Source organism: Streptomyces sp. NBC_00012 (assembly GCF_045040875.1).
Classification (GTDB): Bacteria; Actinomycetota; Actinomycetes; order Streptomycetales; family Streptomycetaceae; genus Streptomyces.
Genome location: NZ_CP108310.1, coordinates 1 through 24,539, shown reverse-complemented (window position 1 = coordinate 24,539; position 24,539 = coordinate 1). Strand labels below are relative to the sequence as shown.

Annotated in this window: 27 protein-coding genes and 4 pseudogenes; 18 read left to right on the top strand and 13 right to left on the bottom strand. The window is 68.9% G+C overall.

What is annotated here, in order from left to right; all coding sequences use genetic code 11:
• Window positions 1–80: 80 nt before the first annotated feature.
• Window positions 81–509, top strand: coding sequence for a hypothetical protein (locus OHA19_RS39010; RefSeq protein ID WP_405753411.1), 429 nt, complete (start codon window positions 81–83; stop codon window positions 507–509).
• Window positions 510–600: 91 nt separating this feature from the next.
• Here OHA19_RS39010 and OHA19_RS39005 read toward each other — a convergent pair whose 3' ends face one another.
• Together OHA19_RS39005 and OHA19_RS39000 are read right to left on the bottom strand one after the other, a co-directional pair.
• Complete coding sequence (locus OHA19_RS39005) at window positions 601–1,059, bottom strand: hypothetical protein (protein WP_331748762.1); 459 nt, start codon at window positions 1,057–1,059, stop codon at window positions 601–603.
• Window positions 1,060–1,512: 453 nt separating this feature from the next.
• The gene (locus tag OHA19_RS39000; RefSeq protein WP_331748759.1) at window positions 1,513–1,962 is read right to left on the bottom strand and encodes a hypothetical protein; all 450 of its coding nucleotides are present in this window, start codon (window positions 1,960–1,962) and stop codon (window positions 1,513–1,515) included.
• 306 nt (window positions 1,963–2,268) lie between these two features.
• On the opposite strand from OHA19_RS39000, the pseudogene OHA19_RS38995 reads away from it, so the two are divergent.
• Window positions 2,269–2,844 (top strand): annotated as a pseudogene (locus OHA19_RS38995) (class I SAM-dependent methyltransferase); the annotation flags it as partial.
• Between the two features lie 20 nt (window positions 2,845–2,864).
• Window positions 2,865–3,023, top strand: a pseudogene (locus OHA19_RS38990) (transposase); the annotation flags it as partial.
• Between the two features lie 2 nt (window positions 3,024–3,025).
• Here OHA19_RS38990 and OHA19_RS38985 read toward each other — a convergent pair.
• A complete protein-coding gene (locus tag OHA19_RS38985) occupies window positions 3,026–3,286 on the bottom strand; it encodes a helicase associated domain-containing protein (RefSeq protein WP_331748756.1) in 261 nt (86 codons plus the stop codon).
• A 447-nt stretch (window positions 3,287–3,733) separates the two neighbouring features.
• Complete coding sequence (locus tag OHA19_RS38980) at window positions 3,734–4,342, bottom strand: TetR/AcrR family transcriptional regulator (protein WP_331748753.1); 609 nt, start codon at window positions 4,340–4,342, stop codon at window positions 3,734–3,736.
• Window positions 4,343–4,482: 140 nt separating this feature from the next.
• Between OHA19_RS38980 and OHA19_RS38975 the strand changes: the two genes are divergently transcribed.
• Genes OHA19_RS38975 through OHA19_RS38960 form a run of 4 tightly spaced genes read left to right on the top strand, consistent with a single transcriptional unit; the run spans window position 4,483 to window position 8,964 of the window.
• Entirely contained in the window at window positions 4,483–5,274 is a 792-nt protein-coding gene (locus OHA19_RS38975; RefSeq protein WP_329865608.1) for a cyclase family protein, read from the top strand.
• A 53-nt stretch (window positions 5,275–5,327) separates the two neighbouring features.
• A complete protein-coding gene (locus OHA19_RS38970; RefSeq protein WP_331748746.1) occupies window positions 5,328–6,260 on the top strand; it encodes a fumarylacetoacetate hydrolase family protein in 933 nt (310 codons plus the stop codon).
• Entirely contained in the window at window positions 6,257–7,483 is a 1,227-nt protein-coding gene (locus OHA19_RS38965) for a thiolase family protein (RefSeq protein ID WP_331748742.1), read from the top strand. The genes OHA19_RS38970 and OHA19_RS38965 overlap by 4 nt, the downstream gene beginning before the upstream one ends.
• Window positions 7,480–8,964: an AMP-binding protein gene (locus OHA19_RS38960; RefSeq protein ID WP_331748739.1), complete on the top strand. Its 1,485-nt coding sequence runs from the start codon at window positions 7,480–7,482 to the stop codon at window positions 8,962–8,964. Before OHA19_RS38965 ends, OHA19_RS38960 begins: the two co-directional genes overlap by 4 nt.
• Window positions 8,965–9,015: 51 nt before the next feature.
• On the opposite strand, the pseudogene OHA19_RS38955 reads toward OHA19_RS38960, so the two are convergent.
• Window positions 9,016–9,209, bottom strand: a pseudogene (locus OHA19_RS38955) (transposase); the annotation flags it as partial.
• A 357-nt stretch (window positions 9,210–9,566) separates the two neighbouring features.
• Between OHA19_RS38955 and OHA19_RS38950 the strand changes: the two are divergent.
• Window positions 9,567–10,094, top strand: a complete 528-nt coding sequence (locus OHA19_RS38950) for a DinB family protein (RefSeq protein WP_331748736.1) — start codon at window positions 9,567–9,569, stop codon at window positions 10,092–10,094.
• A gap of 68 nt (window positions 10,095–10,162) precedes the next feature.
• Here the strand turns inward: OHA19_RS38950 and OHA19_RS38945 are convergent, their stop codons facing one another.
• Window positions 10,163–10,567, bottom strand: coding sequence for a transposase (locus OHA19_RS38945; RefSeq protein ID WP_331748733.1), 405 nt, complete (start codon window positions 10,565–10,567; stop codon window positions 10,163–10,165).
• A gap of 132 nt (window positions 10,568–10,699) precedes the next feature.
• The gene (locus OHA19_RS38940) at window positions 10,700–11,674 is read right to left on the bottom strand and encodes an ISL3 family transposase (protein WP_405722898.1); all 975 of its coding nucleotides are present in this window, start codon (window positions 11,672–11,674) and stop codon (window positions 10,700–10,702) included.
• 86 nt (window positions 11,675–11,760) lie between these two features.
• On the opposite strand from OHA19_RS38940, the gene OHA19_RS38935 reads away from it, so the two are divergent.
• A complete protein-coding gene (locus tag OHA19_RS38935; RefSeq protein ID WP_331748727.1) occupies window positions 11,761–12,429 on the top strand; it encodes a hypothetical protein in 669 nt (222 codons plus the stop codon).
• Here the strand turns inward: OHA19_RS38935 and OHA19_RS38930 are convergent.
• From OHA19_RS38930 to OHA19_RS38905, 6 genes are all read right to left on the bottom strand, one after another.
• The gene (locus OHA19_RS38930; protein ID WP_331748723.1) at window positions 12,418–12,735 is read right to left on the bottom strand and encodes a hypothetical protein; all 318 of its coding nucleotides are present in this window, start codon (window positions 12,733–12,735) and stop codon (window positions 12,418–12,420) included. The genes OHA19_RS38935 and OHA19_RS38930 overlap by 12 nt on opposite strands.
• A 63-nt stretch (window positions 12,736–12,798) precedes the next feature.
• Complete coding sequence (locus tag OHA19_RS38925; RefSeq protein WP_331748720.1) at window positions 12,799–13,242, bottom strand: hypothetical protein; 444 nt, start codon at window positions 13,240–13,242, stop codon at window positions 12,799–12,801.
• A 10-nt stretch (window positions 13,243–13,252) separates the two neighbouring features.
• Window positions 13,253–13,462 carry a hypothetical protein gene (locus tag OHA19_RS38920; RefSeq protein ID WP_331748717.1) on the bottom strand — a complete coding sequence of 70 codons (210 nt, stop codon included), beginning with the start codon at window positions 13,460–13,462 and terminating at the stop codon, window positions 13,253–13,255.
• A 34-nt stretch (window positions 13,463–13,496) separates the two neighbouring features.
• On the bottom strand, window positions 13,497–14,627 hold the full coding sequence (locus OHA19_RS38915) for a putative T7SS-secreted protein (RefSeq protein WP_331753992.1): 1,131 nt from the start codon (window positions 14,625–14,627) through the stop codon (window positions 13,497–13,499).
• The gene (locus OHA19_RS38910) at window positions 14,518–14,940 is read right to left on the bottom strand and encodes a hypothetical protein (protein WP_331753990.1); all 423 of its coding nucleotides are present in this window, start codon (window positions 14,938–14,940) and stop codon (window positions 14,518–14,520) included. Before OHA19_RS38910 ends, OHA19_RS38915 begins: the two co-directional genes overlap by 110 nt.
• 2 nt (window positions 14,941–14,942) lie before the next feature.
• A complete protein-coding gene (locus OHA19_RS38905; RefSeq protein WP_331748708.1) occupies window positions 14,943–15,161 on the bottom strand; it encodes a hypothetical protein in 219 nt (72 codons plus the stop codon).
• Window positions 15,162–15,343: 182 nt separating this feature from the next.
• Here OHA19_RS38905 and OHA19_RS38900 point away from each other — a divergent pair, with 182 nt between their 5' ends.
• From OHA19_RS38900 to OHA19_RS38860, 9 genes and pseudogenes are all read left to right on the top strand, one after another.
• Window positions 15,344–15,508 (top strand): hypothetical protein, encoded by a 165-nt coding sequence (locus OHA19_RS38900; protein WP_331748705.1) that lies wholly within the window; start codon window positions 15,344–15,346, stop codon window positions 15,506–15,508.
• A 179-nt stretch (window positions 15,509–15,687) separates the two neighbouring features.
• Window positions 15,688–16,419 (top strand): annotated as a pseudogene (locus tag OHA19_RS38895) (DUF2637 domain-containing protein); the annotation flags it as partial.
• 1,167 nt (window positions 16,420–17,586) lie between these two features.
• Window positions 17,587–17,883, top strand: a complete 297-nt coding sequence (locus tag OHA19_RS38890) for a hypothetical protein (protein ID WP_331753984.1) — start codon at window positions 17,587–17,589, stop codon at window positions 17,881–17,883.
• Between the two features lie 899 nt (window positions 17,884–18,782).
• Entirely contained in the window at window positions 18,783–19,175 is a 393-nt protein-coding gene (locus OHA19_RS38885; protein ID WP_331753981.1) for a hypothetical protein, read from the top strand.
• Between the two features lie 351 nt (window positions 19,176–19,526).
• Window positions 19,527–20,210 (top strand): hypothetical protein, encoded by a 684-nt coding sequence (locus OHA19_RS38880; RefSeq protein ID WP_405753408.1) that lies wholly within the window; start codon window positions 19,527–19,529, stop codon window positions 20,208–20,210.
• Window positions 20,211–20,352: 142 nt separating this feature from the next.
• Complete coding sequence (locus OHA19_RS38875) at window positions 20,353–20,922, top strand: transcriptional regulator (RefSeq protein ID WP_331754687.1); 570 nt, start codon at window positions 20,353–20,355, stop codon at window positions 20,920–20,922.
• 947 nt (window positions 20,923–21,869) lie between these two features.
• Window positions 21,870–22,166 (top strand): hypothetical protein, encoded by a 297-nt coding sequence (locus tag OHA19_RS38870; protein WP_331753975.1) that lies wholly within the window; start codon window positions 21,870–21,872, stop codon window positions 22,164–22,166.
• Window positions 22,167–22,175: 9 nt separating this feature from the next.
• Window positions 22,176–22,886 carry a hypothetical protein gene (locus tag OHA19_RS38865; RefSeq protein WP_331753973.1) on the top strand — a complete coding sequence of 237 codons (711 nt, stop codon included), beginning with the start codon at window positions 22,176–22,178 and terminating at the stop codon, window positions 22,884–22,886.
• A gap of 524 nt (window positions 22,887–23,410) precedes the next feature.
• Window positions 23,411–23,788: a nuclear transport factor 2 family protein gene (locus OHA19_RS38860; protein ID WP_018088611.1), complete on the top strand. Its 378-nt coding sequence runs from the start codon at window positions 23,411–23,413 to the stop codon at window positions 23,786–23,788.
• The last annotated feature ends 751 nt before the right edge of the window (window positions 23,789–24,539 follow it).

Here is a 24,539-nt window from a genome sequence, read left to right as displayed (position 1 = left end):
AGTAGCGTGCGGCGCATCGTTGCTCGGACAGCATGTCCGCGTCGCCCGGCGCGGGATGCCCATCCCCGCAGATACTTTCGGTGTCTTCCCCTTATGGTCAGCTTCCCCCGATCGGGCTGGAGATCCCCTGCTCCGGCTATGCGATCGACGTGCCGCTGCAGGTGGCCGTGCTCGGCGTCGTCAACCTGGGCTTCAAGGGCGGCATCAAGTTCCGCGTCGAGGCGAACCTCGGCACCGGTATGGGCGGCGTGAAGCTGGAGATCATCGGCGAGGAGTACAGCGCGGACTCCCCGGTGCTGGGCAAGGTCACCCTCTCGCAGCTGACCCGCCTCCGCCGACCCCGTCGTATCGCCAAGATCTCATGGCAAACGGTCAAGATCATCTGTCAGAGGACACCCGTACGCCCTGGTCCCGCCCGTCGGCCCGGAGTGCGATGGGGCCATGGGCACCCGCGACCAGGACCAGGACGACAACCGGCACGGCCGCCACTGACGACCACGCAGACCTGAGAGGTGACGGCCGGGCTGCGGGAGGCGATGGACGACGTCCGGCGCTCCATGGCGGTGCTCGCCGCCCAGGTCCGGCGTCCGGCCGGGGGTTTCAGGCGCGGGCGGCCGCGGCGGCGACGATCCAGTTCCGGAACTCGACGGCGTAGTGCCGCAGGTGGTGGTCCAGGACCTCGTCCGGGCACGTGACGGGGAAGTAGACCGTCAGGTTCGCGGTGAAGCCGTCGGCTGTGTCGCCGAACTGGATCAGAGCCCGCCCGACGACGGTGCCGTCGGCCAGGAAGAGGTTCGAGGACATCTTGCGCGGAAACTCCGACTCAGGGAGGAGCTCATCCGCGTCCTTGGCCCAGGCCAGCGCGTCGGTGCCCCAGCCACCCATGTAGAAGTCGGCGACGTGCGGGCCGATGTTCTCCACCACCCGCGCGCCGATCTCATCGGTGCCCATCACGTAGTGCTCGGGATGCGCCGCGAGGAGCACGCGCTCGTCACCGGCGAACGCCTTGTCCATCCAGGCCAGGAACTCGCCCGAGGTCAGCCCTTTCGTCGCGAGCACGGTGGTGCCCACCTTGAAGGCGCCGTCGCGACCGGGGCGGCCCGACCACAGACCCGACCATGAGCAGGGCCGGGACCACGGCCTGACCCGGCCCTGAATCAGGGCGCTGCCCGCTGGGCACCGGACCGACGACGAGCACGACCAGGAGCACGGGGTCGACACTGCGCCCGCGTGAGAGGCCGGCGGTTCCTCGGGCCGGGCGTTGCGGAGGGGTCGTAGGGAAGTAGTCAGCGCCGTGGGCCCCCTTGACCACGCCCGTCGACCACCCGCCCGCCAGGGAGAAACCCCTTGCCGGGGTCACCTCATCTCCGGGCCGCCCCCTGCGGGCCATCTGCCGCACAGCGTGGGAGACCGGGGAATTCAAGGGCTGCCCGAAGTAACCGCCCTCGCTGCCGCAGGAAGGCTCCGCGTCCGGTTCCGGCCGCGCAGCCTGCTCATTGTGTCGGACGTTCGTCAGCAGGTGACCGGAACGTTCAGGGTCACCGGGCTGGAGGGATAGCCGAGGGCGGATGAGGTGAACTCGGCGTGGACGGTCGAGCCGCAGGGGGCGGTGCCGCCGACGCCACGGACCTGGGTGGTCGCGGCTTGGAAACGGACCCGCTGCACCAGGTGGCCGAGGGAGGTGCCGCCGACGGCGTTGCCGGTGAGGGTCATGGTCAGGTCCTTGACCGGGAGCGTGGAGCCCGGGCTGGGCGGGCCCGCCAGGTTTATCTGGCCGTACAGCTGCACGCTGTTGCCGGTGACTTCGGCGCACACCTTGGTCGACAAGCCCACCCGGAGGGCGGACGGACCGCACGTCACGGTGGGGGCAGTGGTGGTGGGGGCGTGTGCGGCGGTGGCCGGGGCCGCGCCGAATAAGGCCAGGCCCACGACCGCGGTGGCGAGCAGAGCGATACGAGACATGAGGTAGTTCTCCCTGTTCAGAGGCGTCGTTCATAGGCATCACTGATGCACTCAGGATGCAGTTGCAATGTGACATTGCACTGGACCTCAGTATGTGTGGAGGCGGCGTGAGGGTTAACTCCCATACCTCCATGCGATCTTCGGGCCCTCACCTTCCCCTTGTCCCGCCGGGTTACGGGTACGGCTACACCCAGGGCTTCGGCGTAGTCGCGTGATATCCGGTTTGTGATCATGTGAGGCCGAGTAGGGCGAGCGGGCGTTTCGGGTCGCGGGAGTTGGCCCGGAGTGCGGCGGCGACGTTGGGGCACCGTGGTGGACGTCGGGTGCGGCACGGGCTACTACCTGGCCGGCGTTCTCGACCATCTGCCCGGCGCCCGAGGTCTGGGCATGGACACGTCGGCGCGCGCTGCGCTCGGCAGCCCGAGCCCATGAACGAGCCGCTGCGGCGACCTGGGATGTTTTCCTCTCGCCGACGAGGTGGCCGACGTGGTGTTGGACGTGTTCGCCCCGCGCAATCCAGCCGAGTTTCACCGGGTACTCCGCCCGGCCGGCCGGCTGATCGTGGTCCGTCCTACCGATCGACACCTGGTCGAGCTGCGCGGCCGAGTGCCTGCAATGGTCACCATCGACCCTGCCAAGGAACAGCGCCTGCACCGGGCGCTGGACCCCTACTTCACAGTCACTGTCACCGAACAGGTGGAGTACCCCATGGCCCTGGTCGGACTGGAGGCCCTGGACTTGGTGGGGATGACACCGAGCGCACGCCACGTGAACCATGCAGACCTGAGCGATGACGGCCTCCTGCCCGACCAGGTCGCTGTCTCTGTGCTGGCCACCGCCTACCAGCCCCGGCGACCACGAGTGGGCGCCTGCGCCTGCTGACCGACGAGCAGTGAGCACGCCTGGCGCCCTGTCTTCCCCGCAACGCCGGGAAGACAGGGCGCCCGTTCGCCGACCACCGTCGCATCATCGACGGGATCATCTACCAGTACCGCACCGGGCTCCCATGGAGAGATCTGCCCCGCGAGGCGTTCGGCCCTTGGCAGACAGTGAGGCACAACGGCTACCAGCGCATGCTGAGGGCGCCGAGTTCGGCCCGCCGTTCCGCACTGAGCCTGTCCGCCCGTTTACGCACGTTGTCCAGCCATGTGCCGAGCTTGACCACCACGGGCCCGCCAGCACCGTCCTGACGGCCTGTCGGGACCTCCACCGCCTCCAGCTCCTCAACGTGCTTCCGGGGCACCCGAAGATGCCCCTCACGAGCGTGGAACTGCCGTGCGGCTGCCAGGTTGAGGGCCCACCTATCGTCCTGCGTCCGTTTCACCGGCCGCGCGCGGCCTGGGATCTGGAAGTGCGCACCGCGAACGCGTCAAGCTGCCTCTTGCGGCCCTGTTTGCAGCTTCGTCGCCGCTGCAGGCGCCACCAAAGTTCGGTGGACAAGGGGGCGTGAACATGCTCGGGACGTTCGCGCGCGTGCGGGGGGTACCGGGGAAGGCGTGGTGGCGAAGTGCTGCCAGCCCTGGCAGGTGGTCACCGGCCATGCTCCGCGGGCAAGGTCCTGGCCGGCCAGGGGTGTGCACTACGGCGGCGTCGCCGCTGGGGCCGGCCGAAGCCGGGCCGGGCTGACACGGCGGCGGCCGAGCCCCCGGCCGTACCGGTATCCGGGGGCGAGACGCCCATGCAGCCGCGCGGTTGCGCCTGGAGCCTCGGGCGCTCGCCGCGCGGGCCTGGTCCCCGACCTCGCCCGGCGCGTCCCGGAGGCAGGTGTGGGTCAGGCACCGGACGGAGTGTCAGGTCTGGTTCCGGACAGCGCGTCGGTGTAGATGCCCGTCATCGCGGTCACAGCCCGTCGGCGGTCCAGGGCCGGGTCCAGGCGGTGCTGGATGTTGATTCCCAGGGTGCCGCCGAGCAGCGCCGCCGCGACGGCCTCCGGGTCGGTGACGTGCGCACCGGTCGAGCGCAGGTGGTCGGCGTACAGGCCGCGGATCTTGGCGTACTCCTCGGCGTACGTCGTGCGCAGGGCCGACTCGCGGCTCACCGCCTCGATCAGGAGTGTCGAGAAGATGTGCGCCTCGGGCCGGGACATCAGGGCGAAGTTCGCCTCGATCAGCGCCTCGATTCCGGCGTCCGGCCCGGCGACGGCCAGGCGCTCGCGCATGAAGTCCGTGCCCCATCGGAACGCTTCCTCGATCACCGCCTTCAGCAGCCCGTCCTTCGAGCCGAAGTGCCAGGCCACGGAGCCCCGGCTGATGCCGGAGCGCTCCGCCACGGCCTGGACGGACGCCGCGGCGGACCCGCCCTCGGCGGCGAGTTCCCACGCGGCGGCCACCAGCCGGCGCTGGGTCTCGGCGGAGATTTCCTGCTTGCGGGTCGCACCCACGCGGTGTCCTTCCCAACGTTGCGGCGGCCTGACACGGCCGATTCTGTCACGCCGGCCGAGCAGCGCCGGGCCGGCGAGCTCTTGCCTATGCTATCGGTCCAATTTTATGCTGAGCGTCCAACAACTAAGGAGGGTTCGTCATGGAACTGATCGACCTCACCAGGACGCTGGACCCCGCCGACCGCGAGCGGCTCCCCGAGCAGCTGCGCCCGCTCGCCCCGGTGATCGCGCCGGCCGTGGCCTACGCGCACCCGACGGGCGAGGGCCGAGAGCAGTTCGCCGCCGCCATGCACTGCAGCGTCGAGGACCTGCCCGACGGCGAGGGCTGGGGCGCGGAACTGCTCACCGACTTCAACTCCCACCTCGGCACCCACGTCGACGCCCCGCTGCACTACGGCTCGACCTGCGAAGGCAGGCCCGCCCGCACCATCACCGACATCGCCCTGGACGAGCTGTGGTGCGAGGCGCTCGTGCTGGACCTGCGCGACCGGTGCGAACCGGACGCCCCGATCACAGTCGAGGCGCTGGAGTCCGCCCTCGCCGACAACGGCGCCCCGGTCCCGGCCGGCGGAGCGGTCCTGCTGCGCACCGGCCAGGAGCGCTACGGGCTGTCCGACCCTGAGTTCTTCCGCTACCCGGGCATGAGCCGCGAGTCGACGCTGCTCCTGGCCGACCTCGGGGCCAAGGTCCTGGGCACCGACGCCGCGGGCTGGGACCTGAGCTTCCCCGTGATGGCGCGCAAGTTCCGCGACAGCGGCGACAACTCCGTGCTGTGGGATGGCCACCGGGCCGGCCGCGAGCGGGAGGTCTTCATCGTCCAGCAGCTGACGAACCTCGCCGCACTGCCCCCGTCGGGGTTCCGGGTGGCGTTCTTCCCGATCAAGATCGCCCGCGCGAGCGCCGCCCCCGCCCGCGTCGTGGCCTTCGTCTGACCCCCGATCCCCGCAGACCGACCCCTGCACCCTGCTGAGGAGAGGAACCGACCATGAAACTCGCAACCGTGGAGCACGACCGCGCCGAGCGGACCGCGCTCGTACTCGACCAGGGCGAGCGCCTGCTGCTGCTCAACCGCGCCCACCGCCTGGTGACCGGCGAGCACGCCCCAGCGCTGACCACCATGCAGACGATCATCGACGGCGGCGAACCCGTGCGGCAGACCCTGGAGCGGCTCGCCGCACAGGCCCCGCCCGAAGCGGTCGTCGCCGCATCCGAGTTGCGCTGGCTCTCCCCGCTGCCCAGGCCCGTACAGATCCGGGACTTCGGCAGTTTCATGGATCACTTCCGCAACGCCCGCTCCCGGATCCAGGGCATCCCGGCCGACCAGGTCGAACTGCCCGCCATCATGCTCGAACGCCCTCTGTACTACGTGACCAACCGGCTCTCCGTGACCGGCCACGACAGCGACATCCACTGGCCCGCGTACTCCTCCGTGCGGGACTACGAGCTGGAATTCGCCTGCGTGCTGGGCCGCGACGGCACGGACATCCCCGCAGCGGACGCTCCGTCGTACATCTTCGGCTACACGATCTTCAACGACTTCAGCGCCCGCGACACCCAGCTGGAGGAGATCGCCACCGGGCTGGGCCTGAGCAAGAGCAAGGACTTCACCGACTCGAACGTCCTGGGCCCGTGGATCGTCACCGCCGATGAGCTCGGCGACCCGTACCGGCTCACGATGACCGCCCGCATCAACGGCGAGGAGGTCAGCCGGGGCACGTCCGCCGACATGCACCACACCTTCGCCGACATGATCGCCTTCGCCTCCCAGTCGACCCGGCTGCATGCCGGAGAGGTCCTGTGCTCGGGCACCGTGCCCACCGGCTGCGGGCTGGAGCACGGCCGCTACCTGGAACCGGGCGACACCGTGGAACTCGAAGTCTCCGACCTGGGCGTGCTGCGCAACCGGGTGGTGTCATGAACCGCGAAGCACTCATCCTCGGCGTCGGCGCCACCCCCTTCGGCCGCCACCTCGACCGCAGTGCCGGCGACCTCGTCGGCCAGGCCGCACACGAGGCACTGCGCGACGCCGGACTCACCCCGGCCGACGTCGGCGCAGTCTTCCACGCCACGGTCAGCCAGAAGGCGATCGACGGCCAGCACATGATCCCCGGCCAGGTCGCCCTGCGCCCGCACGGGTTCGCCGGGGTACCCGTAGTGAATGTGGAGAACGCCTGCGCGGGCGGCGCCACGGCCCTGTGGCTGGCGATCGCCCACGTACGGGCGGGCCTGTCGGACGTCGCCCTGGCCGTCGGCGTGGACAAACTCGTCTGCGCCGATCCCGCCCAGGGGCTGGCGGTGTTCGACGGGGCCATGGACATCGCCCACCGCGAGGAGACCCTGGCCGCGCTCGCCGCCCTGACCGAACCTCTGCCGCCCGAATTGTCCGTGGATGGCGACCGGTCGGTGTTCACGGAGATCTATGCCTCCCTGGCCCGCGCCCACATGCAGCGCTTCGGAACCACCGAAGCCCACCTGGCCGCGGTCTCGGCGAAGAACCACGCCCACTCCGTCCACAACCCCCGGGCCCACTTCCGTCGAGCGTTCACCGCGCAGGAGATCCTGGCGGCGCGGCGGGTGGCGTGGCCGCTGACGGTGCCGATGTGCTCACCGGTCAGCGACGGGGCCGCCGCCGTCGTCGTGACGCGCGCCGACTTCACCCGTGACGAGTCGGCCGTGGCGGTACTGAGTAGTGTCCTGTTGTCGGGTACCGACCGGGCTGCGGACGACGCCGGGCGGCACATCGGCCGCCGGGCCGCGCTCGCTGCCTACGAGAAGGCCGGCATCGGTCCGCAGGACGTCGACGTGGCGGAGGTCCATGACGCCACTGCCTTCGGCGAGATTCAGCAGGTGGAGAACCTGGGATTCTGTCCGATCGGCGACGGCGGCCCGTGGTCGGCATCGGGCGCCGGCGCGCTCGGTGGCACCGTTCCGGTGAACCCGTCCGGAGGACTCGAATCGCGCGGCCACCCGGTTTCCGCCACCGGACTGGCGCAGGTCTTCGAACTGGTCACGCAGCTGCGCGGCCGGGCGGGCGAGCGCCAGGTCCCCGACGCGCGCATCGCCATCGCCGAGAACGGCGGCGGCCTCTACGGAATCGAGGAGGCGGTGGCCGCCGTGACCATCCTGGGGAGGACCCGATGACGCCCGGCTACGCGGACCTGATCCTGTCGGCGCTGCGCCGGCGGCCCGAGCGCACCGCCTTCCGCTTCACCGGCGACGACGGGACGAAGCACACCTGGACCTACAGTGAGACCGCGGAACGGATCGAACGCACCGCGGCCGCGTTCGGACGACTGGGCCTCATGCCCGGCAACGGGCTCGCCCTGCTGTGCGGCCCGAACCCGCAGGCGTTCACCGTCATGGCCGCCGCCTGCCTGGCCGGACTGCGCTACACCGCCCTGCATCCGCTGGCCACCGCGGACACGGACCGGACCGTCCTGCGCGACAGTGTGTCCGACTGCCTGGTCGTGGACGACACCCGCTTCGCCGCCCGCGCCCGCCCCGACGGCACCAAGGCGATCTCCCTCGCCGAACTCGACCGCATCGCCGCAGACACACCCCCTGGTCCGAATGACCCACGCGGCCCCGCGCTCTACCTCTTCTACACCGGCGGCACGACCGGTGAACCCAAGGGCGTGATGCTGCACGACCGCTCACTGCTCGCCAACGCCTGGGCCTGCTCCACCTGGGCCTGGCCACCGGACACCCACTTCCTGATCACCACCCCCATGTCGCACGCCGCCGGGCTCCTCGTCGCCCCCGGCCTGCTCCACGGCGCCGGCTTCGAGCTCCACCCCTCCTTCGACCCGGACCACGTCATCGACGCGATCGAACGCGACGGCGTGAGCGCCACGTTCGTCGTTCCCACGATGCTGTACGCCCTGCTCGACCACCCCCGCCTCCTCGCAGCCGACATGTCGGGGCTGAACTGGGTCCTCTACGGCGCCGCACCCGCCGACCCCACCCGGCTCGCCCAGGCACACCGGCTCCTCGGCCCCGTGCTCAGCCAGCACTACGGCCAGGCCGAGGCCCCCAATGCCCTGACCGTCCTGGACCCGGCCCAGCACCGCGACGACCCGCACGTCCTGGGCAGCTGCGGCCGGCCGATGCCCGGCGTGGAGATCGCCCTGCTCGACCTGCACGGCCGGCACGTACCAGCAGGCGAGCCCGGCGAGCTGTGCGTCCGAGGACCGCTCGTGATGGACGGCTACTGGAACAAGCCCGAACAGACCGCAATCGCGCTCGACGGAGGCTGGCTGCACACCGGCGATGTCGCCCGCCAGGACGACACCGGCCTGATCACAATCATCGACCGGATCAAGGACACCATCATCACCGGCGGATTCAACGTCTACCCGCGCGAGGTCGAGGACGCCCTCGCCACACACCCGGCCGTCGCCGCCAGCGCCGTCTACGGCACCCCCGACCCGCACTGGGGCGAAGCCGTCACCGCCACCGTGGTCCTGCGCCCCGGACAGCAGGCCACCCCAGCCGATCTGACGGACCACGTCCGCGCCCGCAAGGGCGCACTCTGGGCCCCGAAACTGCTCCATCTCGCCGATTCGCTGCCCCTCACCGCCCTTGGCAAGATCGACAAGAAGAAACTCCGCAACCAGCCCTGAACAGGGCTCGGGCGCGCAATCCGCCCCACTTCCTCAGATGACACACGGCCGGCGCCGAGCGCACCCTGGCGCGTGCTCCCGCGCCGGCCTCACGCTCGGTTTCTCCCATGGCCTTCGGAGATCGGCTGCCAACGGGCGGGCGAGACGAGTTGGGTGTAGGCGGCGAGGATGAGCCAGGTCCACCGGTCGGCCGCTTCCGGGGCGCGGATCTTTGGGCAGGCCCAGCCGAGAGTCTGTTTGAACAGCTCATCCAGCTGCGGCTGTACTTCGTTCACAGTGCAGCACTGTCGACCACACCGCCTTCCGGCCGGGCGATTTTCGGGCGACCTCGACCGCCATCACACGAAGATCGGCACTCACGCTGCGTACGCGACCACTTCTGTGACGCGACCACTCTCAGTGGTCCGCCTCGCGTTCGAAGTCCAGGTGGTACGTATGGTTGTGCCACCTTCTGTGAATGTCATTTCGATTCCCTTCCGGGAGTTACCTCGCATTGCTCGGCAAGATGTTGCCACTGAGCTGCCTGGGCGAGAGGGGTCGCGCGTGTTCGTCGCCAGCGAAGGCCCGCGAAGTTCATGGCGGCGTGTGCCAGGGTTCCTGGCATGACTTCGACACCGGACGGACGTCCTATCCCACCCGCACATGCTGGCGAGCGCGCCATGCTGGAATCGTGGCTCGATTTTCACCGTGCCACTCTCGCCCTGAAATGCTCGGGCCTCAAAGACGATCAATTACGGCTGGCCTCGGTTGGGCCGTCGTCGATGACACTGCTGGGCCTCGTCCAGCACATGGCCGAGGTGGAACGCAACTGGTTCCAGCGTGTGTTCGCAGGCCAGGACGTGCGCGCAGTCTTCGGGGAGAGCAACGTCGACGGCTTTGCACTTGAGGGTGGCCGAGGACTCGACGAGGTCACAGCGGTCTGGCAGGCAGAGATCGTTCGAGGGCGTGAGCTCATCGCTGCCGCCTCGCTGGACGACTCCGGTCGGCTGTCTGAGCAGGAAGCCAGCCACGTAGGTGACGGAGGGGTTTCGCTGCGCTGGATCATGGTCCACATGATTGAGGAGTACGCACGTCACAACGGCCATGCCGACCTGATCCGAGAGCGCATCGACGGTGTCGCCGGGGCGTGAAATGCGGTTAGCGGCATTTTGTTCGGCTGGCTCTATTTGCCAGTAGTGTCGTGACACCGTCACCGCTGTTACGACAACAGGACTCTCTTTCTGAGTAGTTGGAGGCCTGCCCGGCCGAACATTTGGCGCTTGAGCATCTTGATCCGGTTGACATGCCCTTCGACGACACCTGAATTCCAGGGGAGGGTGAGGCCGGCGATGACTGCTTCGCGGTCGCGGTCGATGCCCGCAGCGAGAGTATGGAGGCTGGAGAGGTCGTCCTGTCTGACGGCGTCGAGCCAGTCCGGCAGGCGCTCGCCCTGGCGCTCGGTGAGCATGGTTGCGAAGGACCGGACGTGCCTGGTGAGAGCGTCGATCTCGGGGCAGCTGGCCCGTACGTTCTTCAGGTGGAGGTGTTCGGTCTCGGAGAGGGTTTCCGGGCGGCGGAGGACCCATCCGGCGACGGTCCGAGGCGAGGGCGGACGCGCTGTCACGGGCCGCGGCGAGGTGCGCTTCTGACGGAGGTAGGCGCGAACGCGCTGGTAGCTGCCCTGATAACCGAGTGGGACGATCTCTTCCCATAGTTTCCAGGCATTGGTGCGGCCCTCGTTCCAGCGGTCGTCGAGCTAGGGCTTGTACTCGTCGAGGACGGAGGTTCGGGTCCGCCACTGCCCAGTGAAGAGGTCTTCCGGCCTGGCGGCGTCCGCGTACCGTTTGACGGTTCGGCTGGTCATGCCGAGCTGTCGCTGGATCGCGCGACGGCTGTGCCCTGCCTCCACCAAGGCGTGAATCGTGGCATGCATGGTCCGGGTCCGTTCGGCGAACCGGTGACCGGTCGGCCACGGCGAGCCGGACGACTCCTCCGCCGGGGCGGCCTCCGTCTCCGGCGTTTCAGACGTCTCGGGTACCAGGACTCGCAGGCATCGACGGTGCTGGGCGATGCTCCGCTCGGCTGCCTCGCTGAGGTTGTGCCAGAGATGCCACCGGTCCGCGACCTGCACAGCCTGCGGGGCGCCGACGCTGGCGCCCTCGGCGAAGAACGGGGCGCGGTCGCGGCGCACGACCTCGATTCCGGGCCGCTGAGCCAGCCACGCGGCCAGGCTAGATGACTCCCGGTCAGGCAGCAGGTCGATGGGTCGGCGGGTTTCGACGTCGACGAGGACGGTGCCGTAGTGGCGGCCCTTGCGGGTGGCGTACTCGTCCACGCCAACCACCCGCGGAGCGGGCACCTCCGGCTCGGGAAGCGCGTCGACCAGCCGCAGGACCGTGCTGCGGCCGACCGGTGCACCCATGATGTCGGCCAGGCGGGCGCCGGCCCGGCCAGCGAGGGCGAGGCCGATCGCGGCCAGGGTCGAGCGCAGGCGCTCGGTCCGCTGGCCGTGCCTTCGAGTCAGGCCACGTATCTGTTCGACGAACGTGTGGCGTCCACACTCCGCGTTCTGGCAGGTGAACCGGCGGACCCGCAGCTGGAGTACAACGCATCGCCCCGCACTCGGAACATCAGCGGGAAACCGCAGGTATGAGCCGTGAACCTGGGCCGACCACGCCCCGCACCCCGGACACGAGGCACCCGCGGCGGTGCACCGCGCATCAACACGCACTATCGCGATGTTCACGTCCACCGACAGCACCGCGACGTCCGCGATCGACGGGAACAACAACAAAGCAAGTTCAGTGGTCACTCACAGTGCACGCGTCACACAACCTGAGCCAGAACCCGAGTAGGGAAGTCTCGCTGGCCGCGACCATCGCGGTGCGCGAGCAACTGACACCGGAGCAGGCCGCCTACAGGGCCCAGGCCCTGCTGGAACCGTACGCAGAAGACCTCAAGACAGCCGAAACCCGGGAGCGGGCCATCCTGCTGCTGCACCACGAGGACCCGGCGACCGGAACGGCCCGCGCCCTCTCCCACGAAAAGTCCGTCACCCCCACCTACGCTGACTACCAGCACCACCTGCACCTGCAGATCCACCGCCTGGTCGCCGAGAACCGCTTCGCCGACGTCATCGTCGTCGACGGCCGCCCGGTGGCCGCCGTGCAGGACGACCTGCGCCGACGCATGCACCCGCACACCGCCCTCGTACCGGCCGGATGCCTGCCCGGAGTCCGCATCCTCGCGCTCGGCGGGATGTCCGAGAGCGGCAAGAGCACCGCGGGGGAGTACCTGCGCACCCGCCACGGATATGCCCGGCTGAAGATCAGCTACCTGATCGAGGACGCCGCGCACCGCGCGGGCATTCCTGACCCGTACTCCATCGCGCCCGTGGTCCGCGCGGAACTCCTCCTGGACGGCCTGGACCGGTACGCGGCCGCCCACCACTTCCACGACCGCCTCACTCTGGAATCACTTTCTTGAGAAGGTCCCCCTCACCACCGAGGCCATCGCGGCGTCGGAGCCTCCGATGCGCTCCATAACCGTCTTCGTGGGGTGCTTGCCGAAGAGAACCACGGGGTTATAGGCGATCGCTGTCTGGACGATCTGTTCCTCTTGGCGACTCATACCCTGCCGGGGCAGGAGGGCCCTGATCCTCCGCTCGGCGAAGACCGCACCGCGCTTGTCCCAGGCCACATCGAAGGCTTCCCGCACGTCCTGGCGAAGCTGCTTCAGAGTGGCAGCCACCATGGCGGGCTTGATGTCGGCCTCGCCCGCCGTGCTGATCACCCTCTATGACCGCCTCGCCCGCCGCCAATACCGCTCCTTGAGGAGGCGAGGCACGAATCGGTCTCAGTCCGGCAGGGCTGCCAGTGCTTCGCGCAGCTCATCGGTTGAGTACCCAGTGCGTAGGGAAATCTCCCGAGGACTGTGAGCATGGAGGACCCAGTGCGCAGCGGGGGCCCACCACTGCGCGACGCTCGCGGGAACGGTGACGGTCATGTGGGCGGGCGCCGCCCGAGTGTGATTGTCTCCGTCGTGGGCAAGAGCTGGTGCGGCGTCCGATTCGGGGAGCGTCGTTGAGAAAACGAGTGTCAAACGGAGAGCTTCCCCATGCTCTTTGGACTGGCGACGAGCGCTCCTGAGCCGTGACAACAGATCTTCCAGTTCTTCGGCATCGCATCCGAAGCCCTGCAGTTTCTCGGCGGGGAACTCATTGAGTTCGCGTGTCAGGAAGTAAAGCCTCGTGAACTCCGAGTGGGAGAGGCTGACGCTGCGGCTGGTTTGCTCGGACATACCGTTCCTCTTACTCCAGGTCCTCGAAGTAGGAGTATCCCTCCTTGGGGGTGAACACGGTGCCCCCGTCACCGTCCACGATGACCACGGCCTCCTTGTCCGGGTCCCAGAAGGCCTCTCGATCATTTCGCAGTCCGTATTTCGGGTCGATGTTGGGTATGCGCTGGTTGATCACTCCGTCGACGTAGAACTTCAGGGCCTTGGGGTCGACTCCTCGCACGTAGTGCGTTCCGTTGCCGTCGGGGCGGAGCGCTTCACCGTTGGCGTGGTCCGCGATCTTCTCCGACTCGGGTTCGAGGTCGTAGGGAGCCAGTCCGAGCGGGTCGGTCAGCCGGATCGGGGAACCAACCGCCGCACGAGTGTCCGGAGACGTAGTGCCGCTCAAGTACCAGCGGCAGGGCGCCGGGCAGACTGGCGTCCGTGGCGGACATGAACATCTCGCCGGTTGCAACGTCGACCGGCTCGCCCTCTCCGCACTTCTCCTTGGTGCACTTGTCGTGCTTGTTCGGCTCGCCGTCGGCACGCTCAGCGGCGCTGCCGTCGCGACGCAGCGCCCGCTCGCGGCTCGCCAGCCGCTGAGCGGCAGTCTTGGCGGTCGAGGCGCCCTTCCGCAGGGCGCCCCCGCCGCCGGTGGCGAGGGCGAGCAGTAGATCCGGGGTGAGCTGGCCGGCGGCACGGCTGGGGTTCCGCTGCCACTCATCCCAGTTGGTGACGGCCTTGGCGAACTCCGTGGGGTGGTTCGCGGCGTACGCGGCCCCGTCGATCATGCCCGCCAGTTGCAGGCTGGCGCCATCGGGGCCGTCCTCGGCCATGTACTCGAACTGCTTCCACATGCCCTTGGCGCTGTCGCCCATGCCGCCGAAGAAGTCCCCGACGCCCTTCTTGAAGCGGTTCCAGCCCTCGGGCGCGTTGGGGGCCTTCTCGGCCGCCTTGGCGAGCTTGGCCTTGGAGTCATCGACGACGCCCTGCAGCTCGCTCTCCAGCTTGTCGAGCCGGCTATAGCAAGAGTCCAGCCCGGTGATGGGATCGTCGTCCGGCGGCCGCACGGGCAGCGTATCGTCCCCGCGGTCGACAGCGGCGTTGTAGGCCCTGACGTTTTCCCAGTACTTCTTCGACGCAGCCCTTACCTCGTCCGCATCTTCGATGATCGGCTTGACCCGCTTCTGCACGGAACGCAGCTTGTCGGCGTAGGCGTCCAGAGCGCCCGCCGCGGAGGTGAAGTACTTGCGTGCCGACTCCAACTCCCTGGGCAGACGCTTGCTCGCGTCCTGGAAGCTATCGGCCGCGGCACCGGTCCACGGCAGCAGGGACAAGTCGGTCAGCTTGTCGTAGCCGTCCTTGAACGCGCCCGCATAGACACGGAGCTTGACGACCAGTCGGCGCAAAGTTCTCGAGTTGCAGCAGGTCCGCCATCATGTAGGCCGCTATGGCCTGCCGCAGGCCTTCGACGATGGAGTCGGCGTGCTCGGCGAGCCGCCCCATGCCGAAACCCCACTCGGACAGCACGTCCTTGGCCGGCTTCTCGATGTCGACGGTGGCCGCGTTCTGGATGCCCTGGGCCATGGACTTCCAGTCCTGCTTGATCTTGTGCGCCGCGACGACGGACTCCTCCATCGGCTTCATGATCTTGCGCACCTCGGCGATCTCGATCCTGTAACCATCCCCCGGCTCAGGCCCATCCGCTCCGCCCCCTGCCATGTCTACTCCCCCTCCGCCTCTGTCAATTCCTCCAGCATCGCGGCCTCCAACAAGAACGGGTTCGGCCCCAACAGGTCCACCAGCGCCCGCACCCCTTCAGGCAACAGCTCTACCAGGTCCTCGGCCGTGGTCGACGCCCAGTCGCATGCTCCCGCGAACAGAGCCAGCCCCTCCCAGGAGGTGAAAACCGGCACTACCGGACCATCCACCGTCTCGGACACGAAAAAAAACCGGGGCTCTCCGGCCGCTGGAAGTACAGTCGTGCGGCACGCAGTTGAGCCAACCGTTCCGCCGGAGACATCCGCGCCATCGCCTCGTCGCGGACCAGGTCACGCAACGACATCCCTATTCCCCCTCTTCCACCCGAGCCCTGAGCTGGATGAAACACGGGAAGGATCACCGCATGTCCATCGGCATCGCGGCTGGTCGGGAGAGCAATGAAACCGACTGGAACGGCCCTGTGGCACACGCCGACACCACAGCCGGCTCCCTCGTGTCACCGTTCGTCGATCTGGACGCCGTTGCGGACGGGTACTGCGCGGAGGTGGGATGGAGCACACCGCGCTGATCCTTCGGGTCGGCCGCCGCTCCCGGGGCGGCGCCGGTAGAAGACAGGCTTGTTCCGGTCCGCCGCGCTTCGCGATCACTATTCGCCGACGATCCCCCGACGTACGCCGCAGACAGGCTCGGGTCACCCTTCGTGAGAGTGTGGCCGGATGCTGCAGATTCAGGAGGGGGAGGACGGTCATGCATAGGAGCGCACCGCTTCAGCTGACACGCACCCACCGGATACTCATCGGTCTTGTGGTCGCCGGAGCGGTGCTCATCGCCGCGATCGGGTTCGCGGGTTCGTACGCGGCGGTGCGCGAGCTCGCCCTCCAGAAGGGCTTCGGGGACTTCTCGCTGGTCTTCCCGATCGGCATCGACGCGGGCATCTGTGTCCTGCTCGCCCTGGACCTGCTGCTGACCTGGCTGCGCATCCCGTTCCCGCTGCTGCGCCAGACCGCCTGGCTTCTGACCGCCGCGACGATCGCCTTCAACGGCGCCGCGGCCTGGCCCGACCCGCTCGGCGTCGGCATGCACGCCGTCATCCCGGTGCTGTTCGTGGTCTCCGTCGAGGCCGCCCGCCACGCGGTGGGCCGGATCGCCGACATCACGGCCGACAAGCACATGGAGGGCGTCCGCCTCACCCGCTGGCTGCTCTCCCCCGTCCCCACGTTCAAGCTGTGGCGCCGCATGAAGCTCTGGGAGCTCCGCAGTTACGAGCAGGTCATCAAGCTCGAACAGGACCGGCTGATCTACCAGGCCCGCCTCCAGGCCCGCTTCGGCCGCAACTGGCGCCGCAAAGCCCCCGTCGAGTCCCTGATGCCGCTGCGCCTGGCGAAGTACGGCGTCCCGCTGGCCGAGACCGCCCCGGCCGGCCTCGCCGCCGCGGGCATCGAACCCGCCCTGCTCCCCCCGGCCCCCGCCCCGGCCCAGGCCGCTCAGGTCCCGAAGCAGAGGCAGAGTCCCGCCCTTGAGGCCCCTGCCGCGCAAGAGCTGGAATTTGCACAGCTGCGTGCCGGAGAACCGAAGCCGTCATCCCAGGTGCGTTCAGCGGCTGCCGTACGGCCGCCCGAACCGGCACCGGACGATGCCAGCGCCGACGGGCGTCTTGCCGACGCCTACCAGGCCTGGCTCGCCGCCTATAACTCCGAGCCGACGAGTGAGCATTTCGCTATCTGGCTCCAGGACCGGTACGGCATCGCCACCGCAGCCGGCGACCCGCTGTCCCGCGAGCAAGTCCAGCCCCTGCTGCAGGTGCTCAAACAGCACGGCGCGCCCGCATCCGATGGCGCGTCCAGCCTGGATGCTCCCCAGGACGCAGCTGACGAAGAGACATGGGCCGACTACTTCTACAACGCCGGGCTCACGTACGCGGCGGAACGAGGCTCGTACCCCGACGCCGACGCCCTCGCTGAGTACGTGTACCAGCGCGACGGCATTCTGGGAGCCACCGGGCAGCCCATCACCGCAGACGAATTGCGTGACTACGTCGCCTGGTTCCAGGCGCAGGACCAGGACGACGACGGGAGTGAGTCTGCTCCGCAACGCCAGGCTCAGTACAACGGCGACGTCGACTCCGAGGCCGATCCGGCACCGGCGGCAGCGGACCAGACCGCCGAGGCGGCCCCCAACCACGAGGGCGACGAGAGCCCCGACGAGGACTTCCTCCCGAGCGGCACCGACGATGACCCAGAGGAGCAGCCCGGCACGCCACCATGGTTCGCCGCCGACCAGCAGGATCAAACGCTGCCGACGGATCGGCATGCCGTACACGCGTCCGGGCGGGAGAGTAGCGGCCGCAGCGTCGTCCAGGTGAGAGTCCCGAAGCCCCGTGATGAGGGCGAGCCCGACACCGAGGAGTCGGCCCCGGACATCCGTGAGAGCGAGGTCGAGCAGGAGGCCGAGCAGCAGGACGGCTCTCACCTGACGGGCCCGGCACGGGTGGAATTCCACTACCGACAGTTGTCACCGGAGGAGCAGCAGCTTTCGGCGAAGGCTCTTGCTTCGGTCTTGGCGGAGCGCTGCGGCTACCAGGAGGGCACGGTGCGGAAGTACCTCGGGCCGATCAAGCGGGCCGCCGGTGTGTGACGTTCCACCGCGGTGGTCCGCCAGGCCGTCCGTGACGTCCGCACCGCCCCGCCTCCGCCGCCCGCCGATCCGCCGGCGGAACCTGCGCTCGCCGCGCTGCGCGCCGCCGTCGACGACCTCGCCGCCAGCACGCACGCGATCGGCGAGCTGATGCTCGAAGTCGCGCCGGCCTACCTGTCCGACACCGACGCGGCCGACGTCCTCGCCCTGTTGTGCGAGGAGATCGGTGAGGAACTCGACCACGGCCTCGCCGCCCGCCGTTACGCGATCACGTCCGACCGCCGCGCCCTTCATGGCACCGCCCTCTGAGCTGTTCGCCCTTTCTGGGAGTTCTCGCTTTCGTGTCCGGGATGGTTCTCAGTTCGATGTCCGACCTTGGGCGCTGTGGGGCGGGCCGATTCGGGTGTTTCTATGGGGCGTTGAGGAGTGGTGGCCGGGCGCTGTTGCTGGACAAGCAATGAGGATTGGCTGGTCACTGGGTGAGGATTACCTGGTCAGGGAAGTGAGAGCTCCCACAAGGTCTCCATGACGATCTCCTCGTGGTCCCCGGACATCAGTCGGTCCGGCCCATGCGAAGCACCGTGACAGACCGGCAGAAAGTATGTCAACTACCCTGATTTCAGGCGTACTTGCGCACACTCGCCTAGATCCGCACCCGCGTACGCGAGCCCCCGGGTTCACCCGTCCGGGCTATTTGATCCGTGGTCGGGCCGACCAGCGGACCGTGGTCGGCCCAGACCATCCGGCCCGACCACAGGCCCGACCATGACCCAGGCCAGGACCACGGCCCGGCCCGGGGCACCCCTGAACGCCCGACGGGCACCGGACCGACGACGAGCACGACCAGGAGCACGGAGCCAGCACCGCGCCCGCGGCTGCTGTCCGCCGAGCGGATCGAGCACGGTGCACTCCTGGGCACTGCTGACGCCGAGCAGCTGCGGACGGCCCGCTTACGCAGGTCAGACCGTGCGGGCAAGCCGGTCCCGGACGCGGACACCTCTTTCACGCGATAGCCGTGGCAGAGGTGGGATCAGGGTCCGGGCGGCGCGGTGTGCGGCTGCCCGTGCCTGAGCCGGGCCGCCTGATGCCGAGCGCGTACGCGCGGCCTTGCCCCGCATGGGTGATCAAGGTTGCTTCTCATCCTTCTGTCCCATGCACGGACGTAGCGTCACCGGTGTTTTCATACCCAGCAGTACGAAGGAGACGAAGTGTCCGCCGAACCTGAATCGCCCACCTACACGTTCGAGCTGAAGCACAAGATCGAAGGCCAGCCCGCGGATGCCTTCGAGCTCACGCTCATCCCGTTCCAGTGCCACGAGGTGAAGGTGACGTCCGGTGCCGCCGCTGCTGCCATGACCCTCCCCGCACTGACGCCGCGTGACTCGGAAGTGGTGAACCAGGTCAGCGTGCAGCGGGTGACCGGCGGGTACGTGGCCAACGGTGCCATCTACACGAACTGGAGCTGGAGCGAGCACCCGCTTCTCCCGCTTCCCCACCTCGGGTACAGGAAGACCGAGAGCTGGCCGCCCAACATGTCGTTCGAACTCGTCGAGGGGAGCAACCACCTGATCTTCACCCTCGACAAGGAGTTGGCGTGGTAGCCGCTCACGGATCGGGAGCCTCTGCACCGCGGTAACGCTGACCGAGGGTGTGGGTATGACCGGGCCTAGGCGCCGGTGCATGCCCTGACAGTGCGCCGTCCGCGCGGTGCTGACACACCATCTCGCGGACGGCGGGCCGCACGCCCGGATCACCGACCGCCGCCAGGCGCTGCGCCGCCCCATGACGCCGCTGCGGCCGGGACGGGTCCCCGGTGGACCACCGCCCGGCCGCAGGGCGGCAGAGCGCCCGTCAGGCGGCGTCCGGCCCCTGGGGTCGAGCTGCTGCTGTCCATCGGGGCCTGGAAGCCGGAGTTTTTGCTGACCGGTCCGGCGCTGAGGGACCAGGGGCTGATGGTGACCGGGCTCCTGGAAGCGGGGTGGCCCCGTGAGCACCTGCGGCAGGTCATTGCCGGGCGTCCGCTGCCGGACCCGCTGCACCGCACGGTCGGGGCTGTGGTCTCGGCTCGACTCCGGGCCGCGGCCTCGATGCCGGTCCCGCACCTGACCGTGGGCACCGTGCCGCACCAGGCCCCTGCCCCCGACCTGCCGTGGACGGACCAGCCGCCCGCTCCGGCCACGCCGACGCCCCCGACGTGGTCGGAGCGCCAGGAGCAGGATGCCCAGCTGCGGCGCGGCGCGGACGCGCAGCGCGGGTGTGACGGCGACGACCACATGTGCTCGGTACTCGCCGTGGTCGGCGAGACCCTGTGTCCCGAGCACCTGGGGTGGCCGCTCTGCCCCGGCGGCTGCACCCGGCGGACCCCCGACGGCGCCATGTGCGCTACATGCGTCGAGCAGATGCAGCTGCTCAGCGCCGAGGCGATCGAGGCCGAGCCCACCGACGACGGCACGTGCCCCGGCCACGCCGGAGTCCCGTGCGGGCGTCCGGTGCTCGTCCTCGGTCTGTGCGGCCGGTGCCGGATGCGGGCCCAGGAGGAGCGCGACCGCGTGGAAGCTGAGTGGCAAGCGGCCGTAGCAGAGGCAACCGCAACCGCAGCGGCAGCAGAGGCCGCAGAGGCACACGCACCGTTCTAGGCCGCCTGTGCGCCCCTCTGAGCGACTGTCAGCCGCTCCGGGCCTCCCAGCCCTGAGCGGCCCGCGATCGCGGCACAGGCGGGCGCACGGGGGATCCGTTCGCTGACGAGTGACCAGTTCGCACGACGAGGAGGAGAGACTCATGCCGGAGCGGACCATCGACTTCGGGAAGTTCGGCGCCCGGGGCATCAAGGGCAGCGACGCCGTCGCACGCAAACTCGACGAGCTGGCGGACGGCATCGTCACCCCGGTGACCGTGAAGCGCGGCCTTATGGCCCGTCTGCACTACCTGACCCGGACCGACCACAGCCGCAAGGCGGCCCGGGACGCCGGACTCACGGTGACCGACCGCACGCTGAAGGCGTGGCTGGACGAGAAGCGCCGGCCGTCGAACGCCAACCTGGAACGCATCGAGGCCGCCTACCGCCAGGTCCGCCGCCAGAATGTCGCCCGGCACCTCCTGCGACGCCTGAATGCCAACGGCGGGACACGGGTCGAGATCCACCCGCTGAACCAGTCGCAGGTACCGCGGCCGCTCCAACGGCTGGTGGAGTACCGCGCGATGAACGTCCGCCGATGGGACCGCATCGTCGAAGCCTGGTCGGCCGGCGCCCACCAGGCCCTCGACGACTCCTGGGAAGACGTCATCGTCGACCTCGGATCCCAGTGGGGCCAGTACGAGTACGTCACCAACATCGGATTCGCCGCCTAGAACGCCCCTGTACGTCGATTTGAGCGCCTGTCAACTACCCCGTGTCTCTGGGGGGGGCCAGGGCGGTCGAGTTTGGCCGTCAGATCGCCGCACGGCGAATCGGGAGTGTTTGCGGCGCTTGAGTTGGGGACTGGTGAGCAGCTGGCGGCAGCGCGCGGTCTGCCGGCCGCCGTGGTGCTCGCGTCCTGCCCGGGGTCCGGGGAGAGGGCCGTTGGGGGCGGTCGCTGTGAAATGTCCGTTGGTGCAGGTGAAGCCGATGCCTGCCCGGAAAGGGCATGGCCATCGGCTTCACTCGGGCGGATGCGCCAACATCCGGACCCGTAATCCCTGGTGCGCCGGTTGGAGCCAGTAGCAATCAGGGCAAGGGCGGCCCCTACTGGGAACGCGCGCCTTTCTGGAGACGAGTGTGCCTGGAGAGTGGCGATCACGCAGAAATGGGCGGGCGCGAAATTGAATCAACGCAGGTCAGCTCCGTGGCGCCAGGCCGGTCCGTCCTGTACTGCGTGGTAGGGCGAACACAAGCGGTACAGCTCGCCCCGCTACGGCCCGCAGCCTGCACAGCCAGGCCCCGTGGCCTGCGCCTCCCCTCCCCAGGCATCCCTTTTGTTCGCATTGGGGGGTTGTCATTCTGTCGTGGTAGGCGTCGCGCGGTGCTCTGACCTGCGCTGCAGAGCCATGCCACGGCCTCGTGATGCCCCGCCGGCCCGCTACATCACGTCCTTGATGGAGAAGTTCGGCATCGAGATGAGCATTGGCACGTTGGTGAGACAAGTGGCTGACCTCCCCTCAGGACCCCTTACGAGCCTGGGAAACTTGCCCCAGCAGTCCACGTGTGCGCAGGGAGCGCCAACTCCCGAAGACCGCACAACACGGGCTTTCCGGTTGGAGCCAAGTAGCACCGTCCGGCGATCTCACGGTCGCCGGGCGGTAGTTAGGGAGACCCTGTCATGGGCAAAAAGCCCATCGTCGCGGCGAGCACCGCGACCATCGAGTCGGCGTCGGCCGACACCACCACCATCACGATGAGCGGCCGGTTCGCCATGCCACACGCACTGGTGATCATCGCGTCCATCGCCACCGCCGCGTTCCTCGCCCCCGACGCGATGACCGTCCAGGACGTCCTGCTGCTCCTGGCGGGCGCTGGCGGCATCGGCGCCGGAGTCGTCCTCGTGGTCGTGACCGGAGGCCGCAACGGCAGCCGGATCGGCCGGTTCGCCCGCGCGTACTTCAGCTCGGACAACTGAGGCGGCCGCGTGGGACGCCCCGAGAACAACGTGGACCAGACCGTTCCCGCACGCGCGGAGCTCGCGGAGTACCTCCGCGAACGCCGACGTGCAGCCGACCTGACCTACAGCCAGATGTCCGAGGGCGGCTGGCTCTCGAAGGCCACCTTCGAGCGGGCCGCCTCCGGCTCGACCGTGCCCGCCTGGGACACCGTCGAGCAGTTCATCACCGTGACCCTCACCGAGAAGGACGTCTTCGGACCCGAGGTGCTCCTGACGCGCGGCCACGAGCTGTGGGTCAGGGCCCGCCGGGCCACCCGAGCGCCGTACTACGTCCACAAGGCACCCGACCCCACCCTGCTCTCGGACACCGCGGGCTTCCTCCGCGCGCTGCGCCACCAGCATGTGTGGGCCGGCTACCCGACTCCCGGCGAGATGGAGTCGATGGCCGGGACCGGGATGCTCCCCAAGACCACCGCCCGCCGCATCATCGCCGGGGACGCACTGCCCGTGGATCCCCCGCAGGCCCTCGCCTTCCTGCAGGCCTGCTACGTACAGGGAGAAACGGAACTCGAACGGTGGCTCTCCGCCGCCGTCCGGGCCCTGCGCGACGACCCGACCCGGTCGAAGGACATCGGCAAATGGGTAAAGGCCCACCAGGAAATGGCCCGGCGGGCCGAGGAGAAAGAGTTCGCATCGGTGACCCTGTTGCGCGACCAGGAGGGACAGCGCGCAGCGTGATGTGACGCAACACCTGCCCGGAGCACCTGGATAGAACGACTGCGGCGCCTCCCACTGGGAGGCGCCGCAGCCATGTGGGGCAGCGGTTCAGCTGGTGATCGGCACCGATCCGTCCCGCATGCGTCGGGTGTTCGTGCAGGTCACCATGCCTGTAGAGGCGTGGTCGGGGTGTTGACATCCCCTCTGCGCACCCCCCTGCCGCCCGACTACCGAAAGAGAAAGGGGTGGAGGCGGGGCGGGCGGAGCGCCTCGGGGATCGGCGGCCGGCAAGTCCCTCTCGCGCGTCGGCGGGGCCGCGCGCGGGCCGGGCCTGGTGCCCGGCCGTTTCTGGGGTGGGGGCCGAAGCGGTGGAGGTGTACAGCGGCTCTGGGCGTCAGACGCAGTGGGGCCGCGTAGAAGCGCCCCTGTGCGGCGTCCGGAGCGCCTGTGACGGTAGCTAGTGCTGTGACCGGGATGGTTCACCGTGGTCGGGAGACGGCTCACGGGACGAGCGCGGTCCGCGAGGCAACTGGTATTAATGGTGCATGCAGGAAGAGACCGCGCGGTCCGCGATCGACACGTTCATCTCCGCGTTCAACGCCTCGGACGACAGCTATGTGACTGCGCTGCTCTCCCAGGCCCTAACCTCGGACGTGGTCTTCTGGGGGCCGTTGGGCCGCAGTGAGGGGATCGAGGCGGTCGAGCGGTTCGTGCTGGACATCCGGCGCCACCCGGCGGGGACCGGCACGATGGTGCGCTGTTCGGCGGTGGACATGCCGGGCGAGTGGGCCCGGTACCAGTGGGTCTTCACGACGCCGGATGGAGGCCCCCGCCTGGCGGGAACGGACGTCGTGCATCTGCGGCGGAGCCTCATCGACCAGGTCATCGTCTTCGCGGGGGAGATCGAGCCGTCCGCCTCTTGAGTCATTCTCCTCTGGCGCCGTCCTTCTCCTGAACCGGCCCCGTTCGGGGCTCCGGGTCTGTCCAGCCGAGATCATCTTCACAACGCTTCGGTCGTCTGACCGTTCGATAGGGTGGGGCCACTGGCTTCGTCCCTGTGGGGCCAATGAACCTCGCTCAAGACAGGCGGCTGAGTTCGCGGCGCAGCGGCCGGGGCACGACGTCCCGCATCCCAACCCTCCGCGCGGAGGGGCTTTCGTGTTTATCGGGCGAGACCGAGAGGGGATCCGTGCTGATTCCCGAAAAGAGCGGAGTTGGTTTTTGACGCACTTTCGGATTCGGGATTCACGGGTTCACGGATCCCGAATCCAGTTCCCTTCCGGTGCTCAAGGGTCGCGATTTTTGATGGTGGGTTAATTCGGGGGAGTGGGGTTTTTGAGGGCTCGTGAGGTGCCTTAGGGGTGCGTGCTGATTCCAGATCTCATCTGGGGTCAGGTTTTGACGCACTGTCTGGGTGGGCGTAGTTCCGGTGCCCGGCCCGTTCCTCACGGTCCGTCACATTTCGTTCCGACCGAGGCCACCCCTCCGCCTAGCCAGCCGCCCGCGTAGCGGGCTCTGAGCAGCCACGAAGTGGATGCTCACACGGTCGGTGCGGAGCTCCGACCGTAACCAAGGGCCACGGAGTGGCCCGGCATCCCGGGCCGCAGGCCCGATACCGCGCGGAGCGCGGTGCCTGCTTTTCCGCCGCGTAGTGGCGGCGCGTCGTGTCTGCGG